General features: G+C 33.2%; 23 protein-coding genes. 17 read left to right on the plus strand and 6 right to left on the minus strand.

From position 1 onward, the window contains the following. Positions 1-229: 229 nt before the first annotated feature. From acnA to tlp, 5 genes are all read left to right on the plus strand, one after another. On the plus strand, positions 230-2956 hold the full coding sequence (gene acnA, locus BED47_RS03110) for an aconitate hydratase AcnA (RefSeq protein ID WP_069032369.1): 2727 nt from the start codon (positions 230-232) through the stop codon (positions 2954-2956). Between the two features lie 1040 nt (positions 2957-3996). Then, positions 3997-4548 carry a TlpA family protein disulfide reductase gene (locus tag BED47_RS03115; RefSeq protein WP_069032370.1) on the plus strand — a complete coding sequence of 184 codons (552 nt, stop codon included), beginning with the start codon at positions 3997-3999 and terminating at the stop codon, positions 4546-4548. A gap of 72 nt (positions 4549-4620) precedes the next feature. Further along, positions 4621-4758 (plus strand): FbpB family small basic protein, encoded by a 138-nt coding sequence (locus tag BED47_RS23090; RefSeq protein ID WP_082459651.1) that lies wholly within the window; start codon positions 4621-4623, stop codon positions 4756-4758. Between the two features lie 144 nt (positions 4759-4902). After that, positions 4903-5043 (plus strand): acid-soluble spore protein N, encoded by a 141-nt coding sequence (locus tag BED47_RS03120; RefSeq protein ID WP_069032371.1) that lies wholly within the window; start codon positions 4903-4905, stop codon positions 5041-5043. A 43-nt stretch (positions 5044-5086) separates the two neighbouring features. Continuing rightward, on the plus strand, positions 5087-5320 hold the full coding sequence (gene tlp, locus BED47_RS03125) for a small acid-soluble spore protein Tlp (protein WP_069032372.1): 234 nt from the start codon (positions 5087-5089) through the stop codon (positions 5318-5320). A 51-nt stretch (positions 5321-5371) separates the two neighbouring features. On the opposite strand, the gene BED47_RS03130 is transcribed toward tlp, so the two are convergent. From BED47_RS03130 to BED47_RS23585, 3 genes are all read right to left on the minus strand, one after another. After that, entirely contained in the window at positions 5372-6658 is a 1287-nt protein-coding gene (locus BED47_RS03130) for a glycosyl hydrolase family 18 protein (RefSeq protein ID WP_069032373.1), read from the minus strand. A 138-nt stretch (positions 6659-6796) separates the two neighbouring features. Beyond that, positions 6797-7690: a prohibitin family protein gene (locus BED47_RS03135; RefSeq protein ID WP_069032374.1), complete on the minus strand. Its 894-nt coding sequence runs from the start codon at positions 7688-7690 to the stop codon at positions 6797-6799. Continuing rightward, positions 7671-7832: a hypothetical protein gene (locus BED47_RS23585; protein ID WP_165347184.1), complete on the minus strand. Its 162-nt coding sequence runs from the start codon at positions 7830-7832 to the stop codon at positions 7671-7673. The genes BED47_RS03135 and BED47_RS23585 overlap by 20 nt, the downstream gene beginning before the upstream one ends. Before the next feature lie 140 nt (positions 7833-7972). On the opposite strand from BED47_RS23585, the gene BED47_RS03140 reads away from it, so the two are divergent. Then, positions 7973-8395, plus strand: a complete 423-nt coding sequence (locus BED47_RS03140; protein WP_069032375.1) for an acyl-CoA thioesterase — start codon at positions 7973-7975, stop codon at positions 8393-8395. A 92-nt stretch (positions 8396-8487) separates the two neighbouring features. On the opposite strand, the gene plsY is transcribed toward BED47_RS03140, so the two are convergent. Beyond that, positions 8488-9090, minus strand: a complete 603-nt coding sequence (gene plsY, locus BED47_RS03145; RefSeq protein WP_069032376.1) for a glycerol-3-phosphate 1-O-acyltransferase PlsY — start codon at positions 9088-9090, stop codon at positions 8488-8490. A gap of 176 nt (positions 9091-9266) precedes the next feature. On the opposite strand from plsY, the gene BED47_RS03150 reads away from it, so the two are divergent. The 11 genes from BED47_RS03150 to BED47_RS03200 all read left to right on the plus strand — a co-directional run bounded on the left by BED47_RS03150 (position 9267) and on the right by BED47_RS03200 (position 23886). Then, on the plus strand, positions 9267-9941 hold the full coding sequence (locus BED47_RS03150; RefSeq protein WP_069032377.1) for a response regulator transcription factor: 675 nt from the start codon (positions 9267-9269) through the stop codon (positions 9939-9941). Between the two features lie 3 nt (positions 9942-9944). Further along, complete coding sequence (locus tag BED47_RS03155) at positions 9945-11735, plus strand: sensor histidine kinase (RefSeq protein WP_069032378.1); 1791 nt, start codon at positions 9945-9947, stop codon at positions 11733-11735. An 81-nt stretch (positions 11736-11816) separates the two neighbouring features. Further along, entirely contained in the window at positions 11817-13010 is a 1194-nt protein-coding gene (locus BED47_RS03160) for a S1C family serine protease (protein WP_069032379.1), read from the plus strand. Positions 13011-13110: 100 nt separating this feature from the next. Then, positions 13111-13521: a CoA-binding protein gene (locus tag BED47_RS03165; protein WP_056476782.1), complete on the plus strand. Its 411-nt coding sequence runs from the start codon at positions 13111-13113 to the stop codon at positions 13519-13521. A gap of 544 nt (positions 13522-14065) precedes the next feature. Beyond that, complete coding sequence (gene parE / locus BED47_RS03170) at positions 14066-16039, plus strand: DNA topoisomerase IV subunit B (RefSeq protein ID WP_069032380.1); 1974 nt, start codon at positions 14066-14068, stop codon at positions 16037-16039. Next, positions 16039-18471 (plus strand): DNA topoisomerase IV subunit A, encoded by a 2433-nt coding sequence (parC, locus tag BED47_RS03175; protein WP_069032381.1) that lies wholly within the window; start codon positions 16039-16041, stop codon positions 18469-18471. Before parE ends, parC begins: the two co-directional genes overlap by 1 nt. Positions 18472-18789: 318 nt before the next feature. After that, positions 18790-19971 carry a branched-chain amino acid ABC transporter substrate-binding protein gene (locus BED47_RS03180; RefSeq protein WP_069032382.1) on the plus strand — a complete coding sequence of 394 codons (1182 nt, stop codon included), beginning with the start codon at positions 18790-18792 and terminating at the stop codon, positions 19969-19971. Between the two features lie 141 nt (positions 19972-20112). Next, positions 20113-21096 carry a branched-chain amino acid ABC transporter permease gene (locus BED47_RS03185; protein ID WP_069032383.1) on the plus strand — a complete coding sequence of 328 codons (984 nt, stop codon included), beginning with the start codon at positions 20113-20115 and terminating at the stop codon, positions 21094-21096. Between the two features lie 9 nt (positions 21097-21105). Next, on the plus strand, positions 21106-22374 hold the full coding sequence (locus BED47_RS03190; protein WP_069032384.1) for an ABC transporter permease subunit: 1269 nt from the start codon (positions 21106-21108) through the stop codon (positions 22372-22374). Between the two features lie 15 nt (positions 22375-22389). Further along, entirely contained in the window at positions 22390-23160 is a 771-nt protein-coding gene (locus BED47_RS03195; protein WP_069032385.1) for an ABC transporter ATP-binding protein, read from the plus strand. 18 nt (positions 23161-23178) lie between these two features. Then, positions 23179-23886 carry an ABC transporter ATP-binding protein gene (locus BED47_RS03200; RefSeq protein ID WP_069032386.1) on the plus strand — a complete coding sequence of 236 codons (708 nt, stop codon included), beginning with the start codon at positions 23179-23181 and terminating at the stop codon, positions 23884-23886. 221 nt (positions 23887-24107) lie between these two features. On the opposite strand, the gene BED47_RS03205 is transcribed toward BED47_RS03200, so the two are convergent. Then, positions 24108-24293 carry a hypothetical protein gene (locus tag BED47_RS03205; protein ID WP_069032387.1) on the minus strand — a complete coding sequence of 62 codons (186 nt, stop codon included), beginning with the start codon at positions 24291-24293 and terminating at the stop codon, positions 24108-24110. Between the two features lie 127 nt (positions 24294-24420). Beyond that, positions 24421-24849, minus strand: coding sequence for a hypothetical protein (locus tag BED47_RS03210; protein ID WP_069032388.1), 429 nt, complete (start codon positions 24847-24849; stop codon positions 24421-24423). Positions 24850-24930 lie beyond the last annotated feature (81 nt).

Raw genomic sequence — 24930 nt, forward strand, 5'->3', positions numbered from 1 at the left:
CCTCACACACTCAATGCATACATTATGCTCACAAAATGCTCACTAACTAAAAATAACTCAAACGAATTAAATTTTGATTTAAAGGGTCATAAGTAATACTTATTACAAATGATAAGTTACTTGTTATTTACTTATGATATACATTGTAATAATATATTATTGTAAGGTATTGAAAAGTTTGGATATAAAATATATTCAGACATTTTTTGCTTAATAGGGGGAAGAACACATGGGGAAAAATGACGTTTTCCAATCTCGTTCGACATTTACTGCGAACGATAAAACTTATCATTATTATCGCTTAAAAGCAATTGAGGAAGCTGGAGTAGCTAAAATCGGTAAATTACCTTATTCGATTAAAGTGTTACTAGAATCAGTTCTTCGTCAAGTAGATGGAAGAGTAATTACAAAAGATCATGTTGAAAATTTAGCAAAATGGGGAACAAACGAGCTACAAGATGTAGATGTTCCGTTTAAACCTTCTCGTGTTATTTTACAAGACTTCACAGGTGTTCCAGCTGTAGTTGACTTAGCTTCATTACGTAAAGCTATGGCTGATATGGGTGGAGACCCTGAAGTAATTAATCCAGAAATTCCAGTAGATCTAGTAATTGACCACTCTGTAATGGTTGATAAAGCTGGTTCAGTGGATGCATTAGATTTCAATATGGATTTAGAATTTTCTCGTAACGAAGAGCGTTACCAATTCTTAAGCTGGGCTCAAAAAGCATTTAATAACTATCGTGCAGTTCCACCAGCAACTGGTATCGTACACCAAGTTAACTTAGAATACTTAGCAAATGTAGTACATGCAATTGCAAATGAAGATGGTGAAGTTGTTGCATTCCCTGATACATTAGTGGGTACTGACTCACATACTACTATGATTAATGGTATTGGTGTATTAGGTTGGGGTGTAGGTGGTATTGAAGCTGAAGCAGGTATGCTTGGTCAACCATCATATTTCCCAGTTCCAGAAGTTATCGGTGTTAAATTAATCGGTGCTTTACCAAGTGGAACTACTGCAACTGATGTTGCGTTAAAAGTTACTGAAGTTTTACGTAAAAAAGGTGTAGTAAATAAATTTGTTGAGTTCTTTGGACCAGGTTTACAAAGTATGCCTTTAGCAGACCGTGCTACAATTGCAAACATGGCTCCTGAATACGGTGCAACATGTGGATTCTTCCCAGTTGATGCTGAGGCACTTAACTACTTACGTTTAACAGGTCGTTCTGAAGAGCAAATTCAATTAGTTGAAGCTTACTGCAAAGCAAATGATTTATTCTATACAGCTGACTTAGAAGATCCTACATTTACTGATTTAGTAGAAATCAATCTTTCAGAAATTGAATCAAATCTTTCTGGTCCAAAACGTCCACAAGATTTAATCCCATTATCTGAAATGAAAAAAGCATTCCAAGCAGCAGTTTCTGCTCCAATGGGTAATGCAGGATTCGGTTTAACTGACGAAGCATTAAATAAAGAAGTAAACGTTAAATTTGAAAATGGTACTGAAACAACATTTAAAACAGGTGCAGTAGCAATCGCAGCAATCACAAGTTGTACAAATACTTCAAACCCATACGTTATGTTAGGTGCTGGTTTAGTAGCTAAAAAAGCTGTTGAAAAAGGATTAACAGTACCTGCTTATGTAAAAACTTCATTAGCTCCTGGATCTAAAGTTGTTAGTGGATATTTACAAGAAGCTGGATTAATTCCTTTCTTAAATCAATTAGGCTTTAACATTGTTGGTTATGGATGTACTACATGTATCGGTAACTCAGGTCCATTAGCTCCTGAAATGGAAGCAGCTATTGCTGACAATGATATGTTAGTAACATCTGTACTTTCTGGTAACCGTAACTTCGAAGGACGTATTCATCCTCAAGTTAAAGGTAACTACTTAGCATCACCACCATTAGTAGTTGCTTACGCGTTAGCAGGTAATGTAAATATCGACTTCTCAGTTGAGCCAATCGGTCAAGATAAAGATGGAAACGATGTGTTCTTAAAAGATATCTGGCCAACATCTGCAGAAGTTCAAGAAGTAGTTGCATCTACAGTTACTCCTGAATTATTCAAAAAAGAATATGAAAGAGTATTTGAAGATAACAAACGTTGGAACGAAATTCAAACAACTGATGATTCTTTATACAAATGGGATAGCGAATCAACTTATATCGCAAATCCTCCATTCTTTGAAGGATTATCAAAAGAGCCAGGTGTAGTTAAACCATTAGCTGGTTTAAAAATCGTTGGTAAATTCGGTGATTCAGTAACAACTGACCACATTTCACCAGCTGGTTCTATTGGTAAAACAACTCCTGCAGGACTTTACCTACAAAGTAAAGGTGTTAAACCTGTAGACTTTAACTCATACGGTTCTCGTCGTGGTAACCACGATGTAATGATGCGTGGTACATTCGCTAATATCCGTATCCGTAACCAAATCGCTCCAGGTACAGAAGGTGGATACACTACTTACTGGCCAACTGGCGAAGTTATGTCAATTTATGATGCAGCAATGCGTTATAAAGAAGATGGTACTGGATTAATGATCTTAGCTGGAAATGACTACGGTATGGGAAGTTCTCGTGACTGGGCTGCTAAAGGAACAAACCTTTTAGGAATCAAAACAGTTCTTGCTGAAAGCTTCGAGCGTATCCACAGAAGTAACTTAGTATTAATGGGTGTTTTACCACTTCAATTTAAAGATGGCGAAAATGCTGAAACATTTGGATTAAACGGTAAAGAAGTATTTGCTGTTAATGTAGATGAGAATGTTAAACCACGTGATCTTGTAAAAGTAACTGCAACAAAAGAAGACGGCACAACTGTTGAATTTGAAGTAGTTGCTCGTTTCGACAGCGAAGTTGAAATCGACTACTACCGTCATGGTGGTATCTTACAAATGGTATTACGTGATAAATTAAATAATTCTAAAGTAACTCATTAATATAGAAAACACGGTCTTTTTTGGACCGTGTTTTTTTGTTTTGGGTAAGTAGCATCGCAATTTAAACGATGTCATTGCAAATAAAAATCAGAAATCGCAATTAAAATATGTCATCGCAAATAAAAACCAGTAATCGCAATTAAAATGATGTCATCGCAAATAAAAACCTGTAATGGCAATTAAAATGATGTCATCGCAAATAAAAACCTGTAATGGCCATTAAAATGATGTCATCGCAAATAAAAATCAGAAATCGCAATTAAAATATGTCTTCGTAAATAAAAACCTGTAATGGCAATTAAAATGATGTCATCGCAAATAAAAACAGGTAATGGCAATTAAAATGATGTCATCGCAAATAAAAACAGGTAATGGCAATTAAAATGATGTCATCGCAAATAAAAACCGATAATCGCAATTAAAATGATGTTATCGCAAATAAAAACAGGTAATGGCAATTAAAATGGTGGCATCGCAAATAAAAACCAGTAATGGCAATTAAAATGATGTCATCGCAAATAAAAATCAGAAATCGCAATTAAGTTATGTCTTCGTAAATAAAAACCGGTAATGGCAATTAAAATGGTGGCATCGCAAATAAAAACCAGTAATGGCAATTAATATGATGTCATCGCAAATAATAACCGGTAATGGCAATTAAAATGGTGTCATCGCAAATAAAAACCAGTAATCGCAATTAAAATGATGTTATCGCAAATAAAAACCGTTAATCGCAATTAAAATGATGTTATCGCAATTAAATTTGTAAAATCACAATTAAAATCAGAATATCAGTAATTAATCGGATTGAAGCGATCAACCTAACACTAAAATGGACTAAATGGATAAAAAAATTACGAATTAATAGGCCATTCCTGTAAAAAATATAATGAAAGTGGATCTATATTAAGATAATTTGAATGGGAAATAGTAGTTAAAAGATAATCCAAAGAGATATTGTCTAAGAACATATGTGAGCATGTTCCACTTTTGTATTTATTATGGTTAAATAGAGATAGTTCATTAAAAGGGTGATTTGTATGAAAAAAGTAATTCCTTTGCTGATTCTTTTTGTAGCGTTAGGGTATTCAATTTTTCAATTATATGAGAAAAAAGAAGAAGAGAAAAAAGTCAGTAACAATAATGATGCTTATATTGCTTCAATTGAAAAATTAGGTGTTCAAGTTGGACAGCAGGCACCTGATATACAATTGATGACTTTGGATGAAAAGAAGGTTAATTTGTCTTCATTTAAAGGTAAGAAAGTAATCTTAAACTTTTGGGCTACTTGGTGCCCTCCTTGTCAAGACGAGATACCAGCATTAGAGAAATTCCATCAAGAGCATAAGGATATTGAAATGATTGGTGTTGCGGATTATATTGGCGAGAAAAAGGATTTAAACTTTATCAAGAATTTTGTTAATAAAAATAGTATGAATTATCGAATTTTAATTGATGAAAACGGTGATAATTTTCGTAAATATGGTGTAATTTCAATACCAACTACATACTTTATTAATCCGAATGGAGAAGTAGTTTTTAAACAAATTGGACCATTAACTGAAAAACAATTAAATGCATTTTTAAAATAAGAAAAAATTTACTAAAATGTAAGAAAACTCTTTTTTTTGGCAATACTAACATAAAAAGAAGAGGTGATTGTTTTGAGAAAGAAAAGACATAAATCGTTTCAAGAATTAATTCTAGAAAATAAAAATTCACTATTAAATGATGAAGAAGCTTTGAATAAAATATATGATCGACTAGAAGAACGTTTAGAAAGAAAAGCTAAAGCGGAGTAAATTAGTCATTATAAAAATCAAATTTTGTTTATACAAAAGAAGGAATTATTTCCTTCTTTTTTTGTTGTCAAAATTGGTCATTTTTTAATTTCCTTTTACATATTTACAGCAACAAAACTCATACTATCGCTAGGGGGCGATAAAATGGGAAATCCAAAAAAACATCCTAAAGATTTTGTACCAAATCATGTAGGTACTCAAAACAAAGCAGCTGGTGGGAATAAGGGTAAACAAATGCAGTATAAAGATCCTACTGGCAAACAACCAATTGTAGATAACGGGTAAAATCAAAAACACAAAAACAAATTTTGAATTGGAGTGATTTATGATGGAATATACAAATACACCAAAGCCAGATGATCGTAGTGATAATGCAAGAAAAATTCAAGATAATATAAACAATACGAGGGAAAATATTAACGAAGCAGAAGCTTCTATGAAATTCGGAAATGAGCAAGATCGTCAAAATGCATTAGCTAAAAATCAACGTCGCGAGGAAGCTATAGCAGCATTAGAAAGTGAACTAAAAGACGAGCAAGCATTTAATAATACAAATGACTAATTAAAAAAAGCTAGGTATTTTGAGTTAGCCTCATAAATACCTAGCTTTTCTTTATGCTCTTTTAACTACATTAAAATTAGCTTCAAGAAGCTCCCAATTTTGAATAAAAGGTAATCCTAATTTCCAATACGAGATCCCACGTATATTCTCTTGTTTTATTAAGTTAAACTTGGCTTGAATTGATCTTGCATCTTCGAACCAAACTTCATGTTTTTGACCATTTGATTCTGTATATCGGAAATGAGGTGCTTTTGCTTTGTTATCAAAAAGGATTTCGTTTGTCATTTGAATTGCTAAATTTGTCGCAGCTTCAGCACTTAATGCTTTAGCCATGGTACCTTGTTTAAATGGAACTTTCCAGTCAAATCCATATAGATTTTGACCCATTACAATTTTTGGTACAGGAATTACGGTCTTTGCATAGTTGATTACTTTACGAACTTGATCAATAGGTGATACGGCCATAGGAGGACCGCCTTGCCAGCCCCAATCATATGTCATGATGACAACGAAGTCCACAACTCTACCTATGTTAGCATAATCATGAGCTTCGTAAAATCTACCTTTTTGGTTTGAACTTGTTTTAGGTATTAATGTAGCACTCAAAATGAATCCTTGAGGCAGTCTTGATTTTACTTTATTTAAAAAATTAATATAAGCTACACGGTCAGTTGAGGCAACGTCTTCAAAGTCTATATTTACTTCTCTAAATCCATATTTATTAGCAGTACTAATAATTGTATTTATCAATTTATCTTGAACTGCTGGACTTTGTAATATATCGGTTGCGAGTGATGTTGAAAACTGTCCATTTTCAAGATTAGAGACAACCATCATATATATACAGCGATTATCCCTTGCGATTTGAGGAATGTTTCCAAGTGGTGGTTCTGTTAATGTACCATCTCTTTTCGCATCAAAGCTAAAATGTGCTAAATAGGTTAAAAACTTACTTTCTGTTCGAGCCGATTCTTCAAGTGCTGGTTTAATTGGGTTTGAAGTAGGTTGTAAATAGCCAATTGATTCGATATTTCTTTTTTTTCGTGGTGGAAGATGTAGCTTTTGGCCGACATTTAATGTAGCATATGGACTAATTCCACTTAAAGTTGCAATTTGACTTGATGTTACACCATAGGTTAAAGCTAAATCATATAAGTTATCACCGGGTTGAACAAAATATTCATTTCCTGTAGTTGGTACAACAAGCGATTGACCTTTTATTATTTTATAAGGAGCTACAAGAGCATTTGAATTAATGAGTGCTTGGCGTTCAACTCCATAAAAATCTGCAATACTCATTACTGTTTCTCCACTTTTTACAACATGAATTTGCATCAAGTTTATCTCCTTCCATTAAACGTAGATATTCGTCTCTATTAAATATATGCCAAAGAGTTTGGATTAGAAGAGAATAGGTGGAAAAGCAAATTGAAAATAAAAAACCTAGCCGAAAGCTAGGTTTTTTAGCACGAATATTTATTTTTTTGATTCTTTATCGCTATTTGGATCAAGTGGGAATTGAATGATATTTGAGTTACTTCCTGAAACAGTAGGGAGTTTTCCATCCCATTTTTCTGCTTTTTTGTATTCAATTAATTCATTGGTTAACGTTTGTTGGATTACTTGGTTCGCTTTTGCTTGACCTTGTGCTCTGATTAGTTGTGAATCAGCATCAGCCTTTGCTTCTACTTTTTTCTTTTCTGCTTCAATTCTAGCCGTTTCTAGTTCAATTTTTTTACGATCATTTTCTTGGGCAGCTTGAACACGTGCATCAATTGCATCCTGCGTTTTTGCATCGGGTTTTGGCGTTCCTAGTGTTAAATTTTCAACAAAGAATCCAAGTACTTTTACATCGTCTTTATAGATTGTTTCGATATCAGCTGAGGCATTACTTGATTTCTCGCCGTATAATTGTAAAACTGTGTATTTTGATACTGCAATTCGTGCTGCATCTTGTAGACGTTTCTTTAAATATGTTTCCTCAATTTCCTCGATCGACACAGGTCCAAACTCGTTAAACATGGATACTACTTTAGAAGGGTCAATTTTATATGTATAGGATAAATCCATTTCGATTCTTTTACCGTCTGAAGTAGCTAATGCCACGTCTTTATATTCTACTGTACGAAGACGGACTGGATACTCGGTTACTTTATCGAATAAACCAACGAAATTCCAACCTTGTGATAATGTGTTTTTCTGTATTCCTCCATTTGGTGAGTAGACAACTCCTACATAACCAGGTGTTATTTTTTCAATAAATAATGTTGGAATTGTTGTGATTAAGATCAGCGCAATACCCGCGATGATTCCTCCAATTAGTTTACGATTGAATAATGATTTCTTTTTTTCATTTGGACGAATTTCCATTATTTTTGTCCCCCTTATCCTTTAAAATATTTTTTACTTTCGCTGATTTCTCGCCAATTTTTTCAAATGTTGGAGAAAGAAGAAGCCATACTCCGAATAAAAAAAGAAGGATGATTAAGATTGAGCCTACTAGAACCTTCAAGAAGTTCGACCTCCTAATTTCTAATGTTAGAAAATCATTAGATTATTATAAGAAAATTATAACATTTAGGATAAGTTAAAAAATAGAACAATTATTAATTTTTTGGTAAAGTATTCTGTAGAAGAATAAGAGGTGACTTTATGTTTATTTCAGAAAAATTAGTTGAAGTAAGATATGTAGAAACAGATGCAATGGGTGTTGTCTACCATGCAAATTATTTAGTGTGGTTTGAAATTGGACGTACTCAATTAATAAAAGATTTGGGCTTTAATTATGCAGAAATGGAATCACAAGGTGTTATTTCTCCAGTGATTGATTTGAATGTTTCATACAAGAAGAGTCTTCGTTATGGACAGACTGCTATAGTAAAAACAAAAGTAAAATCACTCACACCACTTAAAGTGATTTATGAATATGAAATCCTTAATGAAGAAGGGGATATTTGCTGTATAGGAAATTCAACACACGTCGTTGTTCATAAAGAAACATTTAGACCGATTAAATTTAAGAAGGTGTTCCCTGACTGGTATGAAGCATATGAGAAGGCGATGGGGCAAGATTAAAGGTTAGAAGAAGCAATAAGAGCATGAATAAATAAAAGATTAGAGAGGGAGATCATTCATCTTCATTCTCTAATCTTTAGCTAATCATGCTTTTAAAATTTTACTTTTGGTTCTGTTTTGTCTTTAATTCGTTTTATATTTGGACGATGTTTATATACGACAAAGATTGTAAGTACGATTAAAATATAAGTTATGATGTACCCATTGTCTTTAATTAGACCAGTGTATTCCATTATAAAAGCTAAAATTGTACCTAAAAATGCTGTTAACATTGACGAAAGTGAAACATATTTTGTTGTTTTTAAACTAATTGCGAAGATAATGATTAAGCAGACAAAAAGTAGTGGTGATGCATATAATAAGATCCCTGCAGAGGTTGCTACCGCTTTACCACCTCTAAATCCGGCAAATATTGGATACATATGTCCAATAACAGCAACTAGACCGATAATTAATGGGTGAATTCCATGATAATGGAATAATACAGGTAATGAAGCTGCTAGTGTTCCTTTTAAAATATCTCCAAGTGTTACAATAATACCTGCTTTTTTACCTAATGTGCGGAATGTATTTGTCGCACCAAGATTTCCACTACCGTGTTGACGGATATCTACTCCGTAAAATATTTTTCCAACTACTAAACCGAATGGTACAGATCCGATTAAATAGGCTAGTACAATAATGACCAAACTCATTTTCTAGCTCCTTTTCAAACAATAATAAATTAGTGCAGTATCATATGATTTTATCACAATTTTAAGCGAATATATAGATAGTTGCTTTAGAATATTAATTCAAATCAGGAAACAAAGGACATTTTATTTTAGGTAAAAGTTCTAATATCTATCAATTTTAATGGAAGGAAAAAAATATGAACCCGACAGTTTTAATCATTGAAGATGAAAAAAGATTAAGAGAAATCGTAAAAGAGTATTTTGAAAACGATCAATTTACTGTAATCGAAGCAGAAGATGGAGAACAAGGTATAAAGAAATTTAACGAAAATCAAGTAGATTTAATTATTTTAGACTTAATGCTACCAAAATTAGATGGATGGGAAGTTTGTAAGTTAATTAGAGAGCAATCAAGTATTCCAATCATTATGACCACTGCTCGCTCAGAAGAAGAAGATCAATTACTTGGTTTTGATATTGGAACAGATGAATATGTGACAAAGCCATTCAGTCCTAAGATTCTAGTAGCGAAAGCAAAAAGTGTACTTAGAAGAACGGCTGATTTAAAAGAAGATGATAAAGAATCTAAAACGATTTGTGGAATTACGATCAATACGTCGTCAAGGACAGCTTCAATAAATAATGAATTATTACAACTTACGAATAAAGAGTTCGAATTACTATGCTATTTAATTGATAATAAAGGCATCGTATTAACAAGAGATCAATTATTAAATAATATTTGGGGTTTTGATTATTTTGGTGATGGAAGAACGGTTGATACACATATAAAAAAACTTAGACATAAATTGGGAGACAAAGCAAAGCATATAGCAACAGTTATTAGAGTAGGCTATAAGTTTGAGGAGTAGAAAATGAAAAATAGTATAGTCCGTAAACTTTTTTTATCCATAACGTTATTATTAGTTATATTTTTATTAATTGTATTTGTTGGTCAATCAATCTTTATGCAATCTTTTTATACGAATAAGAAAGTAAATATTGTAACAGAGGAACTTACACAATTTGCTAAAGGTTATAAAGCGGGTAAATTTAACAACAATCAGTTTCAACAAGAGCTATCTAAACTATATTCCAAATACAATACAACTTTAGCAGTTTTAGATAAAAGAGGCGTATTAAAAGCTGAGAATAATTTTGATTTAACCGTCCTTACGAATGAAGGAAAAAAGGTATATGTACCTTTAAATAATTTATTATATTCGGATCAAATAGACAGTATTTTAGGGCTTAATATTAAAGAAAATTCAAGGATTACAATCCGAGGTTATGTTCAAGATGATTATTTTATTCCACTTTATATAAAAACGAATATGGGTGTTTGGCAAGAGGAAAATCAACCTTCTAACACGATTCAACTGTCAACTAAAAATAATCTTCAGGAATTGGTGAATATTGAAATTAAAGGGAAAGTTGTTAATTTACATTTACCAATTGCAAATCAATATACATATTCAGCTCAAATGAACTCATTAATGGGTGCAATAACTGATTGGGCAAAGAGTAATGAAGATTTTTCTAACTATTCTGAGGAGGATTTCCCGTTAATTTATCGTTACTTAGACCGCGCAAATGGATTAGAAAATAAAGTTTTTATTTACCCAATTAATACGAATAAAGGTTCAAAAGAAGTTATTTTTGCCATTACTTCCCTACAACCAGTAAATGAAGCGATGTACGTTTTAAAAGATTTTTATATTTACGCTTTTATTATTGCTTTATTGCTGATTGTGATCGTTTCTTTTTACTATTCGAAATTGATTACGAAACCATTATTGAAAATGAATTCTGTAACAGATCAATTAGCAAAATTAAACTTTAACGAGAAAATTGATATTCAATCCGATGATGAAATTGGACAATTATCCAAATCAATAAATTCATTATCTGAGAATTTAGCTAGTACGATTGAAAATTTACAGCAGGCAAATGTTAAATTAATGAAGGATATTGAAAAAGAAAAACAGTTAGAACAAATAAGAAAAGAGTTTATTAGTGGAGTATCTCATGAGCTTAAAACGCCATTAAGTATTGTGCAAAGTTATGCAGAAGGTTTAAAAGATGGATTAAATATTGAAAAAAATGGTTATTATGCAGATGTAATCCTTGAAGAAGTTGATCGGATGAACGGGTTAGTTGTCGATATGTTAGAACTTTCCAAACTTCAATCAGGAACATATACACTAAAAAGTGAACCTTTTTTAATTGTGGATTGCATAGAAAATGTGATTATTCGCATGTTTGAAAATAGTAATATTCATTGTCATTTCAATTTTAATCTTGATGAGGATACGCTCGTAATAGGTGAAAAAAGAAAAATAGAACAAGTAATTATTAATATCCTATCAAATGCAATCCATTATGGGAACCCAGGTAGTGTTATAAAAATGAATTTATTAGATGAAGGGGATAATGTAAATATCTCTATTTTTAATGAAGGTAATCCAATCCCTGCTGATAAAATTGATAAAATTTGGGATCGCTTCTATCGTATTGATGAATCTAGAAACAGACAAAATGGTGGAACAGGTTTAGGTTTAGCAATCGTAAAAACAATCCTAGACTTACATCATTCAACTATAAAAGTTCATAATAAGGAAGATGGAGTTGAATTTATTTTTAATTTGAAAAAATATTTGAATTAAATCAAAAAGTTCACAGCAAATACACATGAGTGGGTTAAATTAATATCAATAAAAGATACCTACATATTGGAGGAATGAATTATGGGATATTATGATGAAACAGATTTATACGATGATAATAATCATAAAAGACAAAAGAGAAGTAGACGTGGAGGATATCCACTTGTTACAGGCTTTATTGGAGCGATAATAGGAGCTGTAACGATCTCAATCGTATCCCCGGATATTTTTAATTTAACTAATAAACCTGCAAACTTAAATAATGATACGAATACAGTACCAACACAAGTTATTAATGTATCAAGAGAAGATTTAACAACTACGATCCAAAATGCTCGCAAATTTGTAGTAGGAGTTAATAATTATCAATCATCAAATCCATTTTCAATGGAAACTGAAGAAGCTGGATCTGGTTCAGGTGTAGTTTATAAAAGAGTAGGAAATAAAGCTTTAGTAGCGACAAATAACCATGTTGTTGCTGGTGCAAAACAATTAAAAGTAAAAATGGCAGATGGTCAATTAATTGATGCTAAGCTTGTTGGAACAGATGAATTATTAGATTTAGCAGTTGTAGCAATAGATGCAAAATATGTTACAAATATCGCTAAATTAGGTGATTCAGAAAAAATTAACGTTGGTGAAACTGCTATTGCAATTGGAAATCCACTTGGATTTTTAGAAAGTACTGTAACAGAAGGAATTGTAAGTAGTAAAGCTCGTGAAATACCACAAGATATCGATGGAGATGGAGTTGCAGATTACCAAACTCAAGTAATTCAAACGGATGCAGCGATTAATCCTGGTAATAGTGGTGGTGCTTTAATCAATGCAAAAGGTGAAGTAATCGGGATTAATTCAAGTAAAATTGCCGAACAAGCTGTTGAAGGAATTGGATTTGCAATCCCAATGAATATTGCAAAACCAGCTTTAGATCAAATCGAAAAATTTGGTGAAGTGACTCGACCTGTAATGGGTGTAGGCTTAAAATCACTTGATGAAATACCGCAATTTAATATCGAAGAAACATTGAAATTACCTGGTTCAGTGACTAAAGGTGCAGTTGTTACACATGTTGATCCAAATACTCCTGCTGCTAAAGTTGGAATGAAACAATTAGACGTTATCGTTGCACTTGATGACAAGCCAGTAAGTGATGTCATTACTGTCAGAGAATACTTATATTCACATAAAAAAGTTGGAGATAAGTTAAAGATTACTTATTACCGTGATGGTAAGTTAACTAATTCAACATTAACATTAGCTTCTAGTCAATGATTGACAGGCAATTGACTTAGGAAATATGATAAAAGAATACAAAATAAGCGAAAAGTTAATCTTTTCGCTTATTTATGCAAACAGAAAGGGTGACTAGCAAATGAGTAAATACCCATCAAGAGAAGAAATTGGCAAGATTTTAAAATCAAGTAAAGTAATTGCAGTTGTTGGATTATCAGGGGACCCGTCTAAAACGTCTTATATGGTAAGTAAGGCTATGCAAGATGCTGGATATAAAATTATTCCAGTAAATCCAACAGTTGATACTGTTTTAGGAGAAAAAGCAGTAGCAAGTTTGACTGAAATAAATGAAAAAGTAGATATTGTAAATGTATTTAGAAGACCTGAACACCTATTACCTGTAGCACAAGAGTTTCTTAAAATTGATTGCGATGTTTTCTTTGCGCAGCTTGGTATCGAAAACGAAGAAGCATATCAATTGTTAAAGGAAAATGGTAAAACGGTCATTATGGATCGTTGTATTAAAGTTGAGCATGCAATGACAAGATAGTCCGTTAAAAAAGCTCACTGTTTTATACTGGTCATCAGAAGCTCGTTTTCTTCGTGCTTTACCTGGCTGCAATGCTAAATTACCGCATAAGGTAAATTTGGTCACCACTTGCCTTCGTGACTCGAAAGTAAAGCGTTTTCGACAAGTCTGATAATCAATTTTTTTAATTTGTTTTAAAATCTGGCTCACTGTTAATCAGTGAGTTTTTTTAACGGAAGATCGAGTAGGGAATAAGTACATTAGGGTAAGCTTAAGAAACTGTACAGATATGCATCAATTTAGAAACGCAATTAGTCCAATTTGCAAGTTCTGTAAAATAGAATTTTGTTAAGTTAAATTATCAATTTTCAACCTTAAACCTGCATTTTCTTGATTCTAAAATCCAGTTTCTTATAAAGTTTTCCGATATTTTTTTTCATGTTCGACTTGTAAGTTAGGAAAAAAACCATTAACATGAACGATTAGAAGAAACATTTTATTTATAATATGATATAATGGAACAGATGTTCTTATGTAAGTGTTTAGTTAGAAAGGAGAAATGGTGTTGGCAAAGAATGAAACAACATATAACGAAGATGCGATACAGGTACTAGAAGGTTTAGAAGCTGTACGTAAACGACCTGGAATGTATATTGGCAGCACAGATAGTAGAGGTCTGCACCATTTAGTTTATGAAATCGTAGATAACTCTGTAGATGAAGCATTAGCTGGTCACGGGACTCAAATAGATGTGGTTATTCATAAAGATAATAGCTTAAGCGTAAAAGACCATGGTCGTGGGATGCCTACTGGAATGCACAAAATGGGAAAACCAACTCCAGAAATTATTTTAACTGTATTACACGCAGGTGGTAAATTTGGACAAGGCGGCTACAAAACAAGTGGTGGTCTACATGGTGTTGGTGCATCAGTAGTAAATGCTTTATCAGAATGGTTAACAGTTGAAATTCACCGTGAAGGAACAATTTTCAAGCAACGATTTGAAGCTGGAGGTAAAGCAGTCACTTCATTAGAAATCGTTGGTAAGACAAGACGAACTGGTACGACGATCCATTTTAAACCAGATCCGACTATTTTTAGTACTACAAATTTTAACTTTGATACTTTATGTGAAAGACTTAGAGAGTCAGCATTTTTATTAAAAGGCTTAAAAATTACAATTAAAGATGAACGACATGATACGTTCGAAGAGTTTTATTATGAAAACGGTATCGAAGCATTTGTATCGTATTTAAACGAAGAAAAAGAAGCATTACATCCTGTTGTATTCTTTGAAGGATTACAAAATAAAATTGAGGTTGAATTTTCATTTCAATTTAATGACGGTTATTCGGAAACGATGCTTTCTTTCGTAAATAATGTTCGTACAAAAGATGGTGGTACGCACGAAGTTGGTGCAAAAACTGCTTTAACAAGAGCGTTTAATGAATATGCAAGAAAAGTAAGTCTCTTAAAAGAAAAAGATAAAAATCTAGATGGAGCGGATATTCGTGAGGGATTAGCTGCAATTGTATCAGTACGAATTCCTGAAGAGCTGCTTCAATTTGAAGGACAAACAAAAGGTAAATTAGGTACTAGTGAAGCAAGATCAGCTGTTGATTCAGTTGTTTCGGATCAATTAGCTTATTTCCTGGAAGAAAATCCAGACATTGCAACTTCATTAGTAAAGAAATCGATAAAAGCTTATCAAGCAAGAGAAGCAGCAAGAAAGGCACGTGAGGAAGCAAGAAGTGGTAAAAAGAGAAAACGCACAGAAACTTCATTAAGCGGTAAGCTCACACCTGCACAATCTCGTAACCCACAAAAAAACGAATTATACCTAGTTGAGGGTGATTCAGCTGGTGGTAGTGCTAAACAAGGTCGTGATCGACGATTCCAAGCAATCTTGCCCCTGCGTGGTAAGGTTATTAATACCGAGAAGGCAAAACTTGCTGACATAATGAAAAATGAAGAGATTAATACGATTATTCATGCGATTGGTGCAGGAGTAGGTAGTGATTTTGATATTGAAGATGTGAACTATGACAAAATCGTTATTATGACCGATGCTGATACAGATGGAGCGCATATTCAAGTACTATTACTAACATTCTTTTACCGTTATATGAAGCCTTTAGTAGAGGCTGGTAAAGTTTATATTGCCTTACCTCCTTTATTCAAAGTAAGTAAAGGTTCTGGAAAAAAAGAAGTAATCGAATACGCTTGGTCAGAGGTAGACTTACAAGATGCAATCAAAAAAATCGGTAAAGGGTATATGATTCAGCGTTACAAGGGACTTGGTGAGATGAATGCTGACCAACTTTGGGATACAACGATGGATCCAGAGACTAGAACGCTTATTCGTGTGAAAATTGATGATGCTGCAAGAGCGGATCGTCGTGTAACTACTTTAATGGGTGATAAAGTTGAACCTAGACGTAAATGGATTGAATCGAATGTAGTATTTGATTTAGATGAAGAGGACAAAATTTTAAACAATGAGCAAGTTGAAGTAGAATCAGAAGGGAGCAAAGTCTGATGCAATCATCGGAAAAATTATATAATATCCCTTTAGAAGACATAATTGGTGACCGCTTTGGTCGATATAGTAAGTATATTATTCAAGAACGTGCATTACCTGACGCTCGTGACGGGTTAAAGCCAGTTCAGCGCCGTATTTTGTATTCAATGCATGTTGAAGGAAACACGCAAGACAAGCCTTACCGTAAATCTGCTAAAACAGTCGGAAATGTAATTGGTAATTACCATCCTCATGGTGATACTTCTGTTTATGATGCGATGGTACGACTAAGTCAAGATTGGAAATTAAGAAATGTTTTAATTCAAATGCACGGAAATAACGGTAGTATCGATGGAGACCCTCCAGCAGCTATGCGTTATACGGAAGCTAGGTTATCAGCGATAGCAAGTGAACTATTAAGAGATATTGATAAAGAAACAGTTGATTTTGTGCCAAACTTTGACGATACGAGTATGGAGCCAGTTGTTTTACCATCAATGTTTCCAAATTTATTAGTTAACGGTAGTACTGGAATCTCTGCTGGATATGCAACTGAAATACCTTCGCACCACCTTGGAGAAGTAATCGATGCGACCATTATGCGCATTGAAAATAAAAACTGTTCAGTAGATGAATTAATGACCGTAATCCACGGACCAGATTTTGCTACTGGAGGGATCATTCAAGGTGTAGATGGAATAAAAAAAGCTTATGAAACAGGTAAAGGTAAAATCATTATACGAAGCCGTGTTCATACCGAGGATTTACGTGGTGGTAAACAGGCATTAATTATTACAGAAATTCCTTCAGAAGTGAATAAAGCGAATTTAGTAAAGAAAATGGACGAGGTTCGTCTTGATCGAAAAGTAGATGGAATTACGGAAGTACGTGATGAAACAGATCGTACTGGACTACGTATTGTCATTGAACTGAAAAAAGATGCAAATAACGAAGCGATTTTAAATTATTTATATAAAAACACTGAGCTTCAAATACCTTATAACTTCAATATGGTTGCGATTTATAATCGTACACCAAAACAGATGTCATTACCGGCAATTCTTGATGCGTATATTGAACATCAAAAAGAGGTCATTACAAATCGTTCAAATTTTGATTTAAGAAAAGCTAAAGCTCGACAGCATGTTGTAGAAGGTTTAATGAAGGCTTTATCAATTTTAGATGAAGTGATAACAACAATCCGTTCTGCAAATGATAAACGTGATGCAAAAGATAAGTTAATTGTTCAATTTGCGTTTACTGAACAACAAGCTGAAGCGATTGTTATGTTACAGTTATATCGTTTAACAAATACTGATATTACTGCATTACAAGAAGAAGCAGATGAGTTAGATAAAAAGATCAAACAGCTTGAAGCAATTTTAAACAGTGAAGCAAAATTATTGTCAGTTATCAAAACAGACTTAAAGAAAATTAAGTTGAAATATGCAGACGACAGACGTTCGACAATTCAAGAAGAAATCGAAGAAATTAAAATTTCTAGAGAAGATATAATTGCTCAAGAAGACGTTATTGTCACCGTTACTAGTGAAGGATACGTTAAACGAACAAGTCCAAGATCTTATTCAGCTTCGAATGGTAAAGATTACGGTATGAAAGAAGGCGACCGTTTAATTTATCAAATAGAAAGTACAACGACAGATACACTAATTTTATTTACTTCAAAAGGTAACTATTTATATTTACCAATTCATGAAATGCAGGATATCAGATGGAAAGATATGGGGCAACATGTTGCTAATATTATTCCTATTGAGCGTGACGAAGCAATTCTTTCTGCTACAGTCGTAAATAATTTTGAAGAAAATAAAGATTATATATTATTTGTCACTAAAAATGGTGTTGTAAAACGTACAAGTATACAGCAATTAAAAGTACAACGATATTCTAAACCACTTGTCGGTATGTCAATTAAGTCTGATGATTCCTTAATTTTTGCTGGTGTCACTTCAGAAACTGATCAAGTGTTATTGGCTACAAGTTCAGGATACACATTGGTATTTACTGTTGAAGAAATTAGTATTCAAGGATTAAGAGCTGGTGGAGTTAAAGGAATAAATTTAAAAGATAATGATTTTGTTGTTTCTGCAGATACGATTAATAATGAAGTGAAAGAAATTTTCTGTGCAACACATCGAGGGGCAATTAAAAAAATGAAACTTGATACGATCCCTCAAAGTTCTCGAGGTACTCGAGGTGTTAAAGTACTTCGTGATTTAAAAAATAATCCTCATTTGTTAATTGGGGTATACGCAATAAACCAAAATGATATGTTTGCTTTATTAAGTAAATCTGGTCAATTTGAGACAGTTGACCCAACTGATTTAAGAAATAGTGATCAATATAGTAATGGATCATTTGTTATGGATACAGATGATTCTGGTGAAATAAAGACGATCATTCGATATAAAAAAGAAGAAAATAATTAAAATTTGGCCTATTCCGAGCTTTTTGGAATAGGTTTTTTTGTCGAATTTGTCGAAAAACGTAAAATAATACTAGGAAAATATTTTTTTAAGATTAACCTAGTAAAATACATTAAAATCTTTTAATTTTATATTTCGAAAATAAGGAAATAAAGTTTTTAATGATATTTTAATGGGAATAATTACCTAAAATAACGAAGAATCGACAGAATTGTCGAAATATTTTGAACCAAAAGAACTTGTCTAACGAAAAAATATAGCTTACTATTTTCTTAAGAATTTTAAATTTTCAAAAAAATAGGTTTTTAAGGGGGCGTACATATGGTTTTCAAGAAGGGATTTGCAATTTTAGCATCAGTATCGTTAACTGCGGGTATTTTAGCAGGCTGTGGTAGTAATAGTTCAAAGGATGGGAACCAGGTCATTAAAATTGCGACAAATACACCATTATCTGGTAATAATGCAATTTTAGGTGAATCCATTAAACTTGGAGCTCAACTTGCATTAGAGGATCAAAAAGCAGCTTTCAAAAAATTAGGCTTTGATTTAAAGATTGTACCTTATGATGACCAAGGGGATCCAAAAAAAGGTGTAGCAAATGCTGAGCAGTTAGCTGCAGACAATAAAATCCTTGGTGTTGTAGGACACTTAAACTCTGGTGTAGCAATTCCTTCTTCTGTAAAGTATGAGAAAGATCATATCGTAATGGTATCTCCTTCAAATACTGCAAATGAAGTAACTGATCGCGGATTAGGAGTAGTTAACCGAATTTGTGCTCGTGATGACTTCCAAGGTCCTGCAGGTGCAAATTTCGCTGTTAATACTTTAAAAGCTAAAAATATTTTTATCATTCAAGATAAAACACCTTACGGAACTGGTTTAGCAAATGAATTCAAAGCTGCTGCTCAGAAATTAGGCGCTAAAATCTTAGGTGAAGAAGGGATCTCAATCGGAGATAAAGATTTTAACGGAGTACTAAATAATGCAATTGCGAAAAAGCCTGATTTAGTATTCTTCGGTGGACTTTATGCTGAAGGTGGAATTTTATTAAAACAAGCTCGTGAAAAAGGGTTAAACATCCCATTCATGGGTGGAGATGGAATGGACTCTTCAGGTTTAGTTGATATTGCTGGAGATGCTGTTAAAAACTTCTACTATACTTCAGTAGCAGGTGATACGTTAAAAACAGATAAAGGTAAAGCTTTTGCTGACGCATATAAATCTAAATTTAATAAAAACATCGAATCGTTCTCATCTTACGGTTATGATTCTGCAGGCGTTTTATTAGAAGGATTAAAAAATGCGATCAATGATAATAAAGGAAAAACGCCAACACGTGAACAAGTCGAAAAAGCAGTCCGTGCGATTCAAGATTATGATGGAGTAGTAACGAAGGTTGGCTTCGACGATAAAGGAGACAACAAATACGCGAAAGTATTTATTTATACGTTTAAAGAAGCTAAATATCCTGGTACTCAAGAAGGCGAAGTTACTAAACCTTAATTAGGAACTATGCCAACCAGAAAAAGAAAAGAGTATCCCGTAAAAAACGAGATACTCTTTTTCTCTCAATATGTTGAGAAAATTGTAAAAATTTGGAAGTTACTAGGAAGTAAACTACATTATTTATAGGAGGTCTTATACATGAATGAAGTAATCCAAACTCTACCTCAAGTTCTAATAGACGGTCTTGTTTTAGGAGCAGTATATGCAATCGTAGCACTCGGTTACACGATGGTTTATGGGATATTGGAACTAATTAACTTTGCACATGGTGAAATATTCATGGCAGGTGCGTTTATTGGTACTGCGATATTAATTACATTTACTGGGTTAGGTTTATTAAGTAGTTTACCTGCAATTATCGTATTAGCAATTGTTCTAATTATTGCTTCATTAGCAACTGGATTCCTTGGAATGGGGATCGAAAGGGTGGCGTATCGCCCATTACGTAAAGCACCAAAGTTAATTACATTAATTACAGCAATCGGTATTTCATTTTTACTACAAGATATCGTCCGTTTTATTGCTGAATTAAAAGAAGGAAATTACATTATTACTGGCCCATCACTATTTTCAGGACAACACCAAATTAAAACTAGCTCAATTCTTTCTTCATTTGGAAATGCACAAATTAAATCAGCATCAATTATTATTTTAGTCGTTGCAGTTGTAATGATGATTTCATTAGATTACTTCATCAATAAAACAAAATGGGGTACAGCAATGCGTGCAGTAGCACAAGATCGTGAAACTGCATCATTAATGTCAGTTAATGTTAACAAAGTCATCTCTTTAACATTCTTTTTAGGTTCTGGATTAGGTGGTGCAACTGGCGTGCTCTTTGCATTACAATATAACACAATTGATCCATACATTGGTTTTATTTTAGGCCTAAAAGCATTTACGGCAGCAGTATTAGGTGGAATCGGAAATATCCGTGGTGCAATGTTTGGTGGTTTATTAATCGGTGTAATCGAAGTGTTTGCGGCAACAAATTTATCAACTTTAACACATGGTATTTTCCCATCAGAATATAAAGATGTTGTTTCATTTGGAATATTAATTCTAGTTCTAATATTCAAGCCAGAAGGTTTACTAGGTAAACCAGTAGCTGAGAAAGTGTAGGTGAATTTGATGAAGAGCTTATTAGAAGGGTTAAAACAATCAAACAAACTACAAGGAATTTTCTTAGGAGCATATATCGTTGTTACATCATTGGGATTATACCTTTTACAAGAATCCGTAACGGCATTTCTACTAATCTTGTTCTCACTTTACTTATTATACAAAACAAATTTTCCAGTCAAATTAAAATGGAGCATCGGAATTCTAGTTTTAACAGTGATTATGCCTTATGTTGCATCACAAGGAACAGCATTTGAATCATATATGGGTGTAGCGACTTTAGTTGGAATCTATGTTGCAATGGCGCTTGGATTAAACGTAGTAGTTGGGTTAGCGGGGCTGTTAGATTTAGGATTCGTTGCCTTCTTTGCAATCGGTTCATATACTTATGCAATTTTTTCGACTAAACAAGTTACGAATTTCTTACATTTTGATTTCCTTCCTTTTTCAGGAAACTCATTCTGGGTATTTATCATAATCGGTGGTATTATCGCTGCAATTGCAGGCGTATTATTAGGTATTCCAGTACTACGTGTAAAAGGTGACTATTTAGCAATTGTAACACTTGGATTTGGAGAAATTATTCGAATTGTATTCAATAACTTAGATAAACCGATCAATATTACTGGAGGGGCACAAGGTATATCTTCTATTCCAGCTCCTACTATTTTTGGATTAGAGATCGATAATTCTGGTCAATTTTATTATGTCGTGTTAGTTGTTTTAGCAATCGTCATTTTAGCAGTAACTAGATTACAAGATTCTAAGCTTGGACGTTCTTGGAAGGCGGTACGTGAGAATGAAATCGCTGCACAAGCATCAGGTATCCACTTAGTACGTACGAAATTAATTGCATTTGCAATCGGTGCATCTTTCTCAGGAATGATGGGAGTAGTTTTCTCTGCAAAGCAAATGTTCATTGACCCAACAAGCTTTACACTACTTGAATCGATTACGATCTTGGTAATGGTTATTTTAGGCGGAATGGGTAGTGTTCCAGGTGTGATCCTTGGAGCTGCACTTGTAACAATCTTAAATCTACAAGTATTAACAGAAGTAACAAACTATTTAAACCAATTAACATTAGATGGAGTTATTAATTTACCACCGGCTCTATCACCTTCTAAAATGCAACGTATGATTTTCGGACTTATTTTAGTACTTGCAGCAATTTTCAGGCCAAAAGGATTATTGCCTGCCAAAAATAAGGTTGTTCCAAAAGAAGACGTCGTAGATCAAACTGTAGTCGAAGAAAAAACACGCACAGTTTCATTTTAGAGAGGAGGTTATCAAATGTTAAAAATAACGAATTTAACGAAAAGCTTTGGCGGTTTAACAGCTGTGAATAATGTAAATATTGATATTAAAGAAGGCTCAATTACAGCGGTAATTGGACCAAATGGAGCTGGAAAAACAACATTTTTTAATATGATTACAGGTGTGTACACTCCTAGTAGTGGCGAAATTTTGCTAGGGAATGAGAGTTTAGTAGGGCTAAAGCCGCATACAGTAAATAAAAAAGGGATCGCGCGTACATTCCAAAATATTCGTTTATTTAATAGTATGACTGCATTAGAAAATGTCATGGTTGGAATGCATCAGCATTTAAAGTATGGTGTTTTTTCAACAATATTCCATTTACCTAAATTTAAAAAAGCAGAAAAATTGGCAATGAAAGAAGCGTATAAATGGTTAGAATACGTCGGATTGGCTGATGTTTATAATGAGGAAGCATCGAGTCTATCATACGGTGCACAAAGACGACTTGAAATCGCTCGTGCATTAGCTTCTCAACCAAGAATATTACTTTTAGATGAGCCAGCTGCAGGGATGAATCCGAAAGAAACGAAAGAATTGACTGATTTAATCTATCAAATGAGAGATGACCTTAACTTAACAATCGTCTTAATCGAGCATGATATGAAGCTTGTTATGGAAATATCCGAGTATCTATTTGTACTTGATCATGGCGAAAAAATTGCAGAAGGAAAACCTCTTGAAATTCGAAATAATCAAAAAGTAATTGAAGCATATTTAGGAAAAAGTGCAGTGACTACTGCATAGTGAAAGGAGTACGAAAAGATGACGCTATTACAATTAAAAGATATTAACTCTTTTTACGGTGGTATTCAAGCACTGAAAAATATCAACATTGAAGTAAATGAAGGTGAAATTGTAACATTAATTGGAAGTAACGGTGCTGGAAAATCTACTACTCTAAAAACGATTTGTGGCCAAGTTAAACCAAAATCTGGAACGCTTATTTATAAAGGTGAAGAAATTATAAAGCTACAATCTCATGAAATTGCCTTAAAAGGAATCGCTCATGTACCAGAAGGAAGAAGAATTTTTTCTAAATTAAGTGTAAAAGAAAATTTAGAGATGGGTGCATTCTCTGTTAAAGATAAAAAACTAATCGCTGCACGCATGGAAATGGTATTTGATTATTTTCCAAGACTAAAAGAGCGTCTAAGCCAAAAAGGCGGTACGATGAGTGGAGGAGAACAACAAATGTTAGCGATTGGTAGAGGATTAATGATGGGACCATCATTGCTAATGCTTGATGAACCATCTATGGGTCTTGCTCCAATTATCGTTGAACAAATATTTGAAATCATTGAACAACTAAACAAACAAGGAATGACAATCTTATTAGTCGAACAAAACGCATACCAAGCATTACAAATTGCTCACCGTGGCTATGTAATTCAAACTGGTGAGATCCAAATGGTTGGTGAAGGTAAGACATTAATGAATAATGAAGAAGTGAAAAAAGCTTATTTAGCTTAATGAATCTTCTAATCAAAAATAGATAAATGAAAAGGGGATGTATCATGAGTCAGGTCAACTGACATGTGAACATCCCTTTTTTGATGTGAATGCTTGGAAAAGTTATAGACAGAGAGTATCTGAGAGGTACTGATCATTTTAAGTCTATTTTATAGACTTTATTAAAGATAAAATGCAGATTTGAATTAATATTTTATTGCTTAAGAAGAAATATGCTAGAGTTATACTCGATCGTATCCACATTGATCAAATAAATCAGCCGATATACCTTTACGGGTATAGGTAATTATTTTTTTAAATTGCAGATAAGCTGATTTTAATTGCAGTTTCGGTAATTTTAATTGCAGATTCACTGATTTTAATTGCAGTCCGCCATTCATTTGCAAGTTTTCAACGTTTGTTTGCATAGATAGGCCTCTTATTTGCTGCTCTCTATGTTTCATTTGTAGCTCAGTCGTTCAGTATTTACTACAGTTTCTCAACACTAATAAAAAGAGGGAACCCCTTATGGATTCCCTCATTAATATGAAATTATTATTTATTAGAAATAAATTCCGAAACTTTTAATTGCTCTTCACTTGACGCATTGTTAATTGAAGATTGAAGTGATTCCTCTAGTAAACTACGATTCTTGTAAAAATCTTCATGTTTACTATTATAATAGTACTTCACTGCTTCTAAATCTGAGAAAAACTCTTTTCCAAGCTTTAGAAGAAATGTTACTGGAAGTCCTTCGATCACTACTGTATTTACATTTTCAGAAATTTCATTTACCGTACTGTTTGAAGTTGAAATCATTTCCTCGTTTAATTCTTTAACAAGTAATTGTTCGAACCCTTTTATTTTATTGTTTCTTTTGTTCACGATTCGCTTTTTGTTTGTCTTTAATAAACGAATGGAATGATGTTTATCAAGCAATACTGCTGAACGTTTCTTTTTCTTTAGAAAAATGCTGCTACTCAAAACTAGCACTCCCTTCTGATAGTATAGTATATAAATAAAACAACTTTTCTATCATACCAAGTAATGCTCATACTGTAAAGG

This window comes from Gottfriedia luciferensis (assembly GCF_001712755.1).
Classification (GTDB): domain Bacteria; phylum Bacillota; class Bacilli; order Bacillales; family Bacillaceae_G; genus Gottfriedia; species Gottfriedia luciferensis_B.

What these genes read in the sequence shown, in the direction of transcription:
- BED47_RS03185 (WP_069032383.1), top strand. Translation starts at nt 20,113, where the DNA reads ATGAATGAAGTAATCCAAACTCTACCTCAAGTTCTAATAGACGGTCTT.
- BED47_RS03160 (WP_069032379.1), top strand. Translation starts at nt 11,817, where the DNA reads ATGGGATATTATGATGAAACAGATTTATACGATGATAATAATCATAAA.
- acnA (WP_069032369.1), top strand. Translation starts at nt 230, where the DNA reads ATGGGGAAAAATGACGTTTTCCAATCTCGTTCGACATTTACTGCGAAC.
- BED47_RS03135 (WP_069032374.1), bottom strand. Translation starts at nt 7,690, where the DNA reads ATGGAAATTCGTCCAAATGAAAAAAAGAAATCATTATTCAATCGTAAA.
- BED47_RS03200 (WP_069032386.1), top strand. Translation starts at nt 23,179, where the DNA reads ATGACGCTATTACAATTAAAAGATATTAACTCTTTTTACGGTGGTATT.
- BED47_RS03190 (WP_069032384.1), top strand. Translation starts at nt 21,106, where the DNA reads ATGAAGAGCTTATTAGAAGGGTTAAAACAATCAAACAAACTACAAGGA.
- parC (WP_069032381.1), top strand. Translation starts at nt 16,039, where the DNA reads ATGCAATCATCGGAAAAATTATATAATATCCCTTTAGAAGACATAATT.
- plsY (WP_069032376.1), bottom strand. Translation starts at nt 9,090, where the DNA reads ATGAGTTTGGTCATTATTGTACTAGCCTATTTAATCGGATCTGTACCA.
- BED47_RS03195 (WP_069032385.1), top strand. Translation starts at nt 22,390, where the DNA reads ATGTTAAAAATAACGAATTTAACGAAAAGCTTTGGCGGTTTAACAGCT.
- BED47_RS03205 (WP_069032387.1), bottom strand. Translation starts at nt 24,293, where the DNA reads ATGCAAACAAACGTTGAAAACTTGCAAATGAATGGCGGACTGCAATTA.
- BED47_RS03120 (WP_069032371.1), top strand. Translation starts at nt 4,903, where the DNA reads ATGGGAAATCCAAAAAAACATCCTAAAGATTTTGTACCAAATCATGTA.
- BED47_RS03150 (WP_069032377.1), top strand. Translation starts at nt 9,267, where the DNA reads ATGAACCCGACAGTTTTAATCATTGAAGATGAAAAAAGATTAAGAGAA.
- BED47_RS03180 (WP_069032382.1), top strand. Translation starts at nt 18,790, where the DNA reads ATGGTTTTCAAGAAGGGATTTGCAATTTTAGCATCAGTATCGTTAACT.
- tlp (WP_069032372.1), top strand. Translation starts at nt 5,087, where the DNA reads ATGGAATATACAAATACACCAAAGCCAGATGATCGTAGTGATAATGCA.
- BED47_RS03140 (WP_069032375.1), top strand. Translation starts at nt 7,973, where the DNA reads ATGTTTATTTCAGAAAAATTAGTTGAAGTAAGATATGTAGAAACAGAT.
- BED47_RS03155 (WP_069032378.1), top strand. Translation starts at nt 9,945, where the DNA reads ATGAAAAATAGTATAGTCCGTAAACTTTTTTTATCCATAACGTTATTA.
- BED47_RS03115 (WP_069032370.1), top strand. Translation starts at nt 3,997, where the DNA reads ATGAAAAAAGTAATTCCTTTGCTGATTCTTTTTGTAGCGTTAGGGTAT.
- BED47_RS03165 (WP_056476782.1), top strand. Translation starts at nt 13,111, where the DNA reads ATGAGTAAATACCCATCAAGAGAAGAAATTGGCAAGATTTTAAAATCA.